Raw genomic sequence first — 10,242 nt, forward strand, 5'->3', positions numbered from 1 at the left:
CAGTGTCATCAACCCGCGCGGGTCACCTGTCGGGATTGGGTGATTTCCTGTGAACGATCTCGATATTCCCCGCCTCTTGAAAATTTCCAACACCCCATCGAATCTCCCCCGTGGCCCGGAAAATCAGACTTCGCAGCATGAAACACCGCCCCGGATTAATGGTTTCGGGCTGACGACAGGATTCTCGACACATAGACGGGGGCTCTGCCAAGATTTCCCTGGTAACGGATTGCGCTGTTTCGCATACCTAGGGTTGCTCTGGATGAGACCGTGAGCGGTGTGCAACCGTGACGTGGTGGACGTGCTCTTCCCGCATTTGGCGGCGGTGGAGATCGAGCAGATAGACCGTCAGGACGGCCAGATCCGGGTGGTGGCCCGTACGCGGGGTGATCCGGGGCAGCCAGGACTGTGACTTCATCAGGGCGAGTGAGCGGCGCCTCCCTGCCGATGGCCGGGTTGTGCTCGGCGATCACCCGGTTGCCGAGATGAGATGAGGGCATGGGCAACCACCCCACGCCCTCATCCCCGTGAACTGACAGCTCAACAAACTCGGCAAAGAGGCATGAGGCATCAGCACGAACATCGAACCTCAGCGCCGTGCGCTGCCGAAGTTGGCCAGGTGGGTGTAGCGGTGGCGATCGCGCGGGGACAGTTCGGCGCACACCTCCGCGTAGGCGTCAACCGCTGCGGCCAGAGCTTCGGTGTCGCCCGTCCGTTGCGCGTGCAGCAACAACGCCTCCACTTACGGAACACTCGTTCATTCTGAACACCCCGCCGGATTGGGCCCCCGGCTCGTCGGGTGGCCCGACCTCTGCTCTCGCCCGGGGAAGATCGCCATGGAGCGCTTGACGGAGCCGTAAGGTGCCATCAGAAATCTGCATGACGATGATAAAAATCGACATCATGTAGAGTTTGAGGCGAGGGAGCAACCAGACTCCTTCCGAGCCCTAGCTGGAGGAGCAATGCAGGAACAGAAGTGGCTCATCACCGGCGTCAGTACGGGCCTTGGGCGTGCCTTCGCCCAAGCCGTCTTGGCCGCCGGGCACACTGTCGTCGGAACGGTCCGCTCCGAGAAGGACCTGCGGGCCTTTGAAGAGCTCGAACCCGGGTACGCTCACGGCCGCATCCTGGATGTGACGGACGACGACGCCGTCTCGCGCGTGGTCGCAGAGGTGGAACAGAGCGTCGGCCCTCTGGACGTCGTCGTCGCCAACGCCGGCTACGGCCTGGAGGGCACCTTCGAGGAGACCCCGCTGGCCGAGGTGCGGCAGCAGTTCGAGGTCAACGTATTCGGGACGGTGGCTACCCTGCAGGCCGCGCTGCCCTACATGCGCCGGCGTCGCCGCGGACATTTGATGGCCGTCACCTCCATGGGCGGGCTCATGGCCGTGCCCGGCATGTCCGCCTACTGCGGCAGCAAGTTCGCGCTGGAAGGGATCCTCGAGGCGCTGGGCAAGGAGGTTGCACAGTTCGGGATCCACGTCACGGCGATCGAGCCCGGTTCCTTCCGCACCGACTGGGCCGGACGGTCGATGACACGCGCCGCGCGGTCCATCGACGACTACGACGAGTTGTTCAATCCCATCCGTGAAGCGCGGCAGAAGGCCAGCGGGAACCAGTTGGGCAATCCGGTTAAGGCCGGGGAGGCCGTCGTGCATATCGCGTCGGTCGACCGGCCGCCGGCCCATCTCGTCCTGGGTTCGGATGCGCTGCGACTGGTCACCGCCGCGCGCGCGGCTGTGGACGAGGACATCCGCGTATGGGAGACGCTGTCCCGTACGACCGACTTCGCCGAGGGTGCTCAGCTCTGATGCCCGGCAACCACCCCGCGCGGAGTCGGCGCACCACCGAACGCAAAGGCGATGTCCGGGAGCGGGCCATTCTGGACACCTGCGAAGCTCTGCTTGCGCAGAAGGGCTACGACGCCATGACCGTCGGCGACATCGCTCAGGGCGCTGGCATCACACGCGGCGCCCTGTACTTCTACTTCGGCTCCAAGCAGGAAGTGGTCACGGCACTCGTGGCCCGGACTGTGGAGCACCTGTGGGAGCGGTCCCGGGCCACTGCAGAGACCGACGAGCCGCGCCAGGCCATCGCAGCGGCCATGCGGCGCACGGTCGAGCTGTGGAACGAGCACGGCCTCGTCTTTCGCACGGCGATCGACCTGTCGTTGACCGTGCCGGAGATCGGCGAGCTGTGGAGCCGTACAGCTGGCTTGTTCATCACAGCCATCACCGCTGTCCTGGAGCGAGCCGGCATTCAGGCGGGCACCGAGCCGGAACAAGCGTCGGCGATGGCACGCGCCCTGTGCTGGATGATCGAGCGCACCTTCTACCACGCCTCGCAGGAGTCCCGCGAGAATTTGCAAAAGGCATCCTCGACCTGCGAACACATCTGGCTGGTCAGCGCCGGGCTGACCGCCTGATACATCTGGCATTGACGGTGGAGCGCAAGAACCGAACATCGGGATTTCGGCCAAAGGCTCCTGTACATGGAACTCCACATCAGGTTCTGGAGTCCGGCCCGGGTAGCTGTCAGGAGGTTCCGGCAGGAGTCCGGCGCTGCCCGGGGAACGCCCGGCCTGAAGCTCGGGTCGAACCACACACCGACCTGCTTCCCGTCTACTCCTCGTCGGCGAGCAAGTCGAGCGGGAACACGCTAGCGAGTTCCCGCTCCTCGACAATGACGATCCCGCCCTCCTTATCGTCCACGTCGTCCAGGGTCGTCGACGACCTCGTCCCACGCCAGGTGCAGCTCCTCAGCCATCCGCGTATCATTCCGAAAGTTCGGCAAAGACAGGATCGCGCACCCAGGCCGGGCACGGGGGACGAGTCGCCGGATCCCCTGGAGGTCTACGCCCCCTCCTCGTCCACCCCCGATCAGTGTCCTGATCCGTTGGCGAGCCACGCGGTCTGCACAGGCTACATCATGAGACAGAACGTTCGGTATCGTACATCCTATGACGCTCTTTGTGAATAGAACGTTCTGTCTTGACAGACGGCGATGTTCTTGCCAGGCTGCGCGAGCAGAACGTTCAGTCTCGCGCAAGCCTTCCAACATCTACTAAAGGATCAAAGTGAGCACCATCGCTGCTCCGTCCGATGCCACCGGGACGGCCTCTAATCTGAGGCGGCTGTACTTCGTCCGGTTCGCGTTCGCCATCGTCTGGGCCCTTGTGATGTTCACCAGGGCTTCGAAGCTCGACCGGCTCAGGTCCGTGCAGCCATGACGAAATCTCCTTTGCACAGCACCGTTTACGTCTTCGTACACGGAGCCTGGCACAGCTCAGCGCAGTGGGCGCCGACGCAGCGGGCAATCGCCGAACTGGGTGCGGCCAGCGTGGCTGTAGACCTGCCCGGGCACGGGTTCGACGCGCAACTGCCGTCCGGGTACCTGCTGCCCGGCCAGCCTGGTCTGCTGACCGAGAGGTCACCGATCGCTGGCGTGACGATGGACGCCTGCGCCGACGCGGTCGTGACCACCTTGCGTCAGGTACGCCACTACCACACAGTTGTACTTGTCGCGCACAGCGCCGGCGGCGGCCCCGCCTCCCTGGCCGCGGAGCGAGCGCCCGAACTCGTCGACAGAGTCGTCTACCTGTCCGCGTTCATCCCCGCCGGACGGCCGAGGTTCATTGACTACTTCGGCTCGCCGGAGAACGCCACCGCGTCCGGGCAAGACGCGTACCTCGGTGATCTTGAAGCAATCGGCGCCCTCCGCATCAATCCGCTGTCACCAGACCCCACCTACGTAGAGGGACTGAGGGAAACCTACTACCACGACACGCCTGCAGACCGCTTCGACCGCTGGCGCTCCGCGCTGAGCCCCGATCTGCCGCTGGCCATCCCCCTGGCTCCAATCACCCTGACTGCGCCACGCTGGGGGCGGATACCGCGGACCTTCCTGCGATGCGCGCAGGACCGGGCTCTGACACCGGCGGCGCAGGCTCTAATGATCGCGGAAGCCGACAAGTCCTTCCCCGACAACGCGTTCACCGTGCGCACTCTTCCCGGCGATCACAGTCCGTTCGCCTCCCGGCCGCGCGAACTCGCCGCTGCCATCGTCGCGTGAGCGGATGATCCACTCCGTCTATCAGGCCCTGCTCAGGCGCTCGGGCCTGCACACAAAACCTGATCATGACATACGAAGAGCTGGCTGGAATCCGGGTCGCCATCTCCGACGGCGTCGCCACCGTCCCCATCGACAACCCGCCGCTGAACCTGGCAGACGGCACGGTTGGGCCGTCACTGCGTGCCTTTGTCGCCCGGGTGCGCCACGACAACGATGTCCGGGTGATCGTGTTCGACAGCGCAGATCCGGACTTCTTCATCGCGCACGGCGACATGGGCTTCATCACCTACCCGCAAGCGGCCATCGAGGCAGCCTGCGCGGCCATCGCAGCCGTTCCCGGCGCGCCCGTGCCGCCGACGATGAACCTCATGCAGGTGGTACATGAGGAGGTGCGCGCGCTGCCGTAGGTCACGGCCCTGTTCTCCCGAAACTACGGCGAAGCGACAAGTAGCTCTCTGTAATTGGAGCGACGCTCGATTAGGGAGATTCGGCGAGCACCTCGCGCATCGTGTCCTGCAGCGCTGCCGTGTCGATCCCCGCGATGGCCTCGGCCAGGGAGCGGCCGATCCGGTAGTACGGGTAGCCGTCGCTGAGCTGCTCGGCCGCCTCGTTGAACCAGACGCAGCGCAGGTTCTTGTCCCAGATGGCCATGGCGACGGGGAAGCTGCTGATGAGCGACTCCAGCAGGGCGCCGGTGTCGGTGGACGGGTCGAGGGTGGCCGGGATCGCCGACACCAGCCAGGATTCCTGCCGGCTCCCGGCGCCGTCGCCCAGAGTGAGCGGGACGGCCTCGGCGCGCACCATGACCACCTCGCCGTCCCGCCGTCGCACCTCCGTCAATCCCGCCCGAGGCAGGTGCGCACCGGGCCGTTCGCCGTCGCGGTCGTGGCCGGCGGGCGGGAGGAGTGAACCGATGGGGCGGCCGAGGATGTCGGCGGCGGGGGTAGCCGGTGAGCTCCTCGGCGGCCTGGGTCCAGGCAATCACCGTGCCGACGCTGTTGACAACGGCAACCGCTGGGGTCGCCCCTCCATAGACGCTGCCGACTGCTTTTATGCCATCACCCATCTCCGGTGAGGGACGAGTTCGCTTCCAAATTTTTTGGAGTAGCCGCGCCCACCTGAAAGTTCTTTGGCCTTGACCAATGTTTGTCGTGAAATATACGGCGGATGCGTGTGGAGACGCAAGAATTTCGCCCACAGCCCCGCCCAGGCCCGGGGGTCCGCTCAGCGCCGGGTGCGGTTGATCGCTGACGCTGTCGGAAACGGCTGGGAGGGCCGCCGGCTCGCGGCCGCCGGGCATGTTGTACGGGAAACTGCACCCGTGGCCCATCGGCCCGTTCTGCGGGGAGACCATCTCAGCGCCTGTGAAGGGCGTCAATACTCCATACACGGTTGCGGGCTGCAGGTTTGTCCTGGCGCCCTCGAAGCAGTGGCCGGGGCAGCAGGCCCGCAATCTCGTGATGGATCTTGGTAATCGTATTTCCAGGCTGCGGTCCATGATCCACGGTCGAGACCCGCTCTTCACCTCCGCCTTCCGGGATGTCTTCACAGCCCGGAGCCGCACTCGCGCCTCGGAGGCGCTGCCGCCTTCGAAGTCGGCGCGCCAGATTGGCAGCATGGGAGATAGAACGTTCGGTCTTGACAGGGGTCTTTTGAGTACGATCTAATTGCGAGACCGAACGTTCTCTCTTGGCGACTTTGTCGTGCGTGTCCGTATCCCCGTGGCGCTCGCCGCCGGCGCCAGGTCAAGGCCTCCCACGCCGTGATGATCAGCCGTCCCGACACGGTCACGCACGTGATGATGCTGCCCGCAGCACCCGGTGAAACGCACCCCCAGAACGGCCCCGCCCGCCAAAGCCCTTTATGCGGGCAGCCTCGGCCGGACCGTTTCACGACGCCTGCCGGCAGTGGCTGACGAAGAGTTGCCGTTCACTCGTGCGTGTCAAGATCCCCAAGATAGAGGTGCCATGTCCACGACGACACACCAACAACTCGGCCGTCTGACCGACATCCTGCGGCGAACCATCCGCGCAGGACGAGTGGCCACCACCGGGCCGGACTACGACGCCGGCCGAACCATCTGGAACGGCGCCGTGTCCGCCCGCCCCGGCGTCATCGTCCGGTGCGCCGACCCGGCCGAGGTCCGGGCCGCCGTGCTGGCCGCGCGGGAATCCGGGGTACCGCTGGCGGTGCGCGGCGGCGGCCACGACTGGGCCGGAAGGTCACTGAGCGACGGCGGCCTGACCATTGATCTTTCTGGCCTGCGCCGGGTGACGGTGGACCCCGTGGCGGAGGTTGCCGAGGTGTCCGGTGGGGCCACGGCCGCCGATCTCGTCGCCACCGCCCAGCCCTTCGGTCTGACCGCCGTGACCGGCTCCGCCGGTTCCGTGGGCATGGCGGGCCTGACACTCGGCGGCGGCTACGGACCGCTCAGTAGCCGCTTCGGACTCGCCCTGGACAACCTGTTGTCCGCAGACGTGGTGCTCGCCGACGGCTCGGTCGTCACTGCCGACGCCGAACGGGAGCCGGATCTGTTCTGGGCACTGCGCGGCGGTGGTGGAAACTTCGGGGTCGTCATCTCGATGCGCGTGCGTCTGCACCGTGTGCCGACGCTGCTGTCCGGCATGGTGCTGTTCCCGTGGGACCAGGCCGGGATCGTACTGGCCGGGCTGTCGGATGTCCTGGCTGAGAGCGCAGACGAGTTGACCGTGCAGTTCGGCGTCCTGTCCGGCCCAGGCGGCAAGCCCGCAGCGTTTCTCTCGCCGACCTGGAGCGGCGACGACGCTGCGGCGGGAGAACGCGCGCTGGCGCGCCTGGACACCCTTGGCACGCCCCTCGTCTCCCAGGTCGCCCCCACCACCATGCCCGAGATGCTCGCGTCCATCGACGCGCAGTTCCCCTTCGGCCGGCACGTCGAGATCCGCCCTCGTTCAGTACCGTCACTGACCTCGGGAGTGCGTGACATGCTGAGCCTGGCAGGCTCCACCTTGACCTCGCCTCATTCAGCCGTATCCGTGCACAGCCTGCACGGAGCCGCAGCACGGGTACCCGTGACGGAGACGGCATTCGGCAACCGCGACCCGCACCTCATGATCGAGATCATCGCTCTCTGGGAACCTGGCGACACCCGTTCAGCGGATCACCGCGCCTGGGCCGGCGACCTGACCGACGCCCTCGAGCCCGATGCGCTGCCGGGCGGCTACCCCAACCTGCTCGGGCCGGATGAGGTCGCGCAGATCGCACACGCCTACGGCCCGAACACTGAGCGGCTGCTCACAGTCAAACGCCGCTTCGATCCGGACCACGTCTTCCGCGCGACCCCGCTGCCGGTCAGGTCCTGAACCCGGTGAACGGCCCATTGAAACAGGCAGCCCACTCCCTGCAAATACGAAACCGAGGCAGACAATTGGAATTGCGAAACAGAATGAGGCGCTTCGCCGTGATCACCGGATTGTTGGGAGCCGCAACAGTACTGACCGCCCCTCAGGCCATGGCCACGAGTGCCCATATGAACGCCGAATCCGTCAGCAGCATAGTCAAGACGACCAAGCCTCTTGGCAGGCTCGGCCCTCTGACGGACCTTGTCATCGAGCGTATTCGCGTGGGTGATGACGTAGCGGCGTCCAAGTTCGGCACCGGCTCGCCCATCGAGGACCCTGTGCGCGAGGAACAGGTACTGGAACAGGTCCGGAAAAAGGCCGGCGCTGCCGGGGTGAACCCGGACGCGGCAGTCGCGTTCTTCCGGGACCAGATCACCGCGAGCAAGGTCGTGCAGAAGGGATTGTTCGCTCACTGGACCGCTCACCCGGAGGAAGCGCCCACGACGCGCCCCGACCTTGGCCAGATCCGCGAGCTGCTCGACCAGCTGACCACGGACCTGCTTCAAGAGCTCAAGAACACCGAGGAATTGCGGGACAAGCCCATCCCTTGCACGACGCAGTTGGCCTTGGCCACTGGGTCGGGGGCAGTGCTGGAACGGTTGGACACGCTCCATCGCCAGGCACTCAGGGCGGCGACCCACTCTGTGTGCCGCTCCAATGAGCCGGCTGGACGACGCTGAGCATCTCTCAATCACAGGCGCTTCATGGACCAGGACTCGGTACGCCGCTCACCGTGCTGCGGAGTGGCCCGCCGGCGTGCTGGTCCATGCCAACATCTCGCAGTGCCACGACGCGGGCGTGGACGCCGGTGTCGCGGCAATGCGGCGCGAGGGAACTATTGAAACCTGACCCGGACCAGCGGCAGTCGGTCCGGGATCCCGCGTGTTGGGGCGGGTTGGCTTTGGTTTGGATGAAGACCCGCAAACCGAGACGCGCACCAGGCTAATGGCGAGGACTAAAGGAACAGCCATATAGGCCAGTATGTCTATGGTGACGATGTCAAAACTAACGCTCGAGAACATTTTGCGCTGAGACTTAGGAGTGTTCATGTCCCTCTTCCCGTCAGAGGACACCACCACAGCCCCGTTTACTGCGGTTCCCGACGGAGAACGGCACGCGATTTATGCCGAGCTCAATGCAAAGGGCCCTGTGCACCGCGTAATGATGCCGATAGGCCAGCCGGCCTGGGTGGTCACCGGGCATACCGAAGCCCGGGCCCTGTTGTCCGACCCCCGGCTGGTCAAACTGGGCTGGCAACGAGCAACGCGCGTCTCTGACCTGCCCGAGCACCTCGCCCGCGGCCTCCACATGAACATGCTGACGAGCGACCCGCCGAGCCACACCAGGCTGCGCAAACTGGTGGCGTCGGTGTTCACCCGCCGGAGGATCGAGAAGCTCGCGCCGAGAATCGAGGCGATGACCGGAGGGCTGCTGGATGCGCTCGATGGTGCCGAGGTTGTCGACCTGGTGACCACACTCGCCTATCCTCTGCCAATCGGCATTATCTGCGACCTGCTGGGCATCCCGGAGGAGTCGCGGCACGCCTTCCGCTCCTGGACACAGCCGCTCATGTCCCCCGGGACCCACAGCGTCGAGGACTACGTGGAGGCGGCCACCGCGATGCACGCCTTCGTCTGTGGGCTGATCGACATAAAGCGGGATGCGCCGCAGGACGACCTGCTCTCCGACCTGATCGCCGCGCGGGACGGTGATGAGCGTCTCAGCGAGGATGAGCTGACCTCGATGGTGTTCCTGCTCGTGCTCGCCGGGCACGAGACGATGGTTAACCTGCTCGGCAACAGTGTGTTGGCCCTGCTAACCCACCCAGACCAGATGGCCCTGTTGCGCGCCGAGCCGAACCGGATCGAGGGCGCGATCGAGGAGCTTCTGCGCTACGACAGCCCTGTACAGAGCACTCTGTCGTACCACACCGCTGAGCCCATTGAGATCGGCGCAACGATGATCCCTGCTGGTGAGACGGTGCTCGTAGCCCTGATGGCGGCAAATCGCGACGAGGCTCACTTCCCGCACGGAGACCGACTCGACATCACTCGCCGGGGCACGCCGCACACCGCCTTCGGGCACGGTCTCCACTACTGCCTCGGCGCACCACTTGCCCGTCTGGAGGCCCGGATCGCGATTGAGGCGCTGTTCGACCGGTTCCCCGGCCTCAAGCTCGACGTGCCGGCAGAATCGCTCACCCGCATCCCATCAGTGATCATGAATGGTTTGACCGCGCTGCCCGTACGGCTGCGCTGAAACCGGCAGCCGTGGCGTATGTGCATCGACGGGACCAATTACGATGTGCGGTCGGCCGGGGGCCGTGTCGGTGTTGCCACCAGTCCGTTTCCCCGGGCCGCCGACCGGAACCGGACGTGGGGCCTTTCCCCCTGAGTGTGGACACCGATCTCAGGCGACGGACCTCAGGCTATCTGCCGTCTTCTCATAGTCGATCGGGCTCAGCTGGCCGAGGTAGGAGTGCCGCCTGACCGTGTTGTATCGGGTGATCCATCGGAACACTGCCAGGCGGGCGTTGCCGGCGTCGGGCCAGCGGCGTGCGCCTTGAAGGGTTTCGCGTTTGAGGGTCGCGTTGAACGACTCGGCCAGGCGTTGTCGGCGCTGGTGCCGACCGCTCCGCGCGAGCGGGCGACGCCGAGCCTGCGGCAAGCCCGCTCGAACTCCCGCGAGCAATATTGCTTGGGTTCAACCTGTCGTTGCAACACCGGCATGTTGGATCGAGCGTAGCTGCTCGTCGAACACCTCGGCGGGGGTGCGCCAGCCGAGGATCTTG

Annotated in this window: 10 protein-coding genes and 1 pseudogene; 8 read left to right on the forward strand and 3 right to left on the reverse strand. The window is 65.6% G+C overall.

The features are described 5' to 3' along the window. Positions 1-277: 277 nt before the first annotated feature. Complete coding sequence (locus AB0J69_RS07325) at positions 278-412, forward strand: hypothetical protein (RefSeq protein WP_364113851.1); 135 nt, start codon at positions 278-280, stop codon at positions 410-412. 177 nt (positions 413-589) lie between these two features. Here the strand turns inward: AB0J69_RS07325 and AB0J69_RS07330 are convergent, their stop codons facing one another. After that, on the reverse strand, positions 590-742 hold the full coding sequence (locus AB0J69_RS07330; RefSeq protein WP_364113853.1) for a hypothetical protein: 153 nt from the start codon (positions 740-742) through the stop codon (positions 590-592). Between the two features lie 220 nt (positions 743-962). Here AB0J69_RS07330 and AB0J69_RS07335 point away from each other — a divergent pair, with 220 nt between their 5' ends. The 4 genes from AB0J69_RS07335 (at position 963) to AB0J69_RS07350 (ending at position 4,478) form a co-directional block, all read left to right on the forward strand. Next, positions 963-1,811, forward strand: a complete 849-nt coding sequence (locus AB0J69_RS07335; RefSeq protein WP_364113855.1) for an oxidoreductase — start codon at positions 963-965, stop codon at positions 1,809-1,811. After that, complete coding sequence (locus AB0J69_RS07340; protein WP_364113857.1) at positions 1,811-2,425, forward strand: TetR/AcrR family transcriptional regulator; 615 nt, start codon at positions 1,811-1,813, stop codon at positions 2,423-2,425. Before AB0J69_RS07335 ends, AB0J69_RS07340 begins: the two co-directional genes overlap by 1 nt. A gap of 800 nt (positions 2,426-3,225) precedes the next feature. After that, positions 3,226-4,071: an alpha/beta hydrolase gene (locus tag AB0J69_RS07345; RefSeq protein ID WP_364113859.1), complete on the forward strand. Its 846-nt coding sequence runs from the start codon at positions 3,226-3,228 to the stop codon at positions 4,069-4,071. Between the two features lie 65 nt (positions 4,072-4,136). Continuing rightward, positions 4,137-4,478: a hypothetical protein gene (locus AB0J69_RS07350; protein ID WP_364113861.1), complete on the forward strand. Its 342-nt coding sequence runs from the start codon at positions 4,137-4,139 to the stop codon at positions 4,476-4,478. A gap of 70 nt (positions 4,479-4,548) precedes the next feature. Here the strand turns inward: AB0J69_RS07350 and AB0J69_RS07355 are convergent, their stop codons facing one another. Beyond that, complete coding sequence (locus AB0J69_RS07355) at positions 4,549-4,902, reverse strand: PAS domain-containing protein (RefSeq protein ID WP_364113863.1); 354 nt, start codon at positions 4,900-4,902, stop codon at positions 4,549-4,551. Between the two features lie 1,136 nt (positions 4,903-6,038). Here AB0J69_RS07355 and AB0J69_RS07360 point away from each other — a divergent pair. The 3 genes from AB0J69_RS07360 (at position 6,039) to AB0J69_RS07370 (ending at position 9,710) form a co-directional block, all read left to right on the forward strand. Beyond that, positions 6,039-7,412: an FAD-binding oxidoreductase gene (locus AB0J69_RS07360; protein WP_364113865.1), complete on the forward strand. Its 1,374-nt coding sequence runs from the start codon at positions 6,039-6,041 to the stop codon at positions 7,410-7,412. A gap of 98 nt (positions 7,413-7,510) precedes the next feature. Then, positions 7,511-8,131, forward strand: coding sequence for a chorismate mutase (locus AB0J69_RS07365; RefSeq protein WP_364113867.1), 621 nt, complete (start codon positions 7,511-7,513; stop codon positions 8,129-8,131). A gap of 367 nt (positions 8,132-8,498) precedes the next feature. Next, positions 8,499-9,710 carry a cytochrome P450 gene (locus AB0J69_RS07370; protein ID WP_364113869.1) on the forward strand — a complete coding sequence of 404 codons (1,212 nt, stop codon included), beginning with the start codon at positions 8,499-8,501 and terminating at the stop codon, positions 9,708-9,710. Between the two features lie 150 nt (positions 9,711-9,860). Here the strand turns inward: AB0J69_RS07370 and AB0J69_RS07375 are convergent. Continuing rightward, positions 9,861-10,147: pseudogene (locus AB0J69_RS07375) on the reverse strand (integrase core domain-containing protein); the annotation flags it as partial. Between the last annotated feature and the right edge of the window lie 95 nt (positions 10,148-10,242).

This window comes from Nonomuraea sp. NPDC049709, assembly GCF_040674815.1.
Classification (GTDB): domain Bacteria; phylum Actinomycetota; class Actinomycetes; order Streptosporangiales; family Streptosporangiaceae; genus Nonomuraea.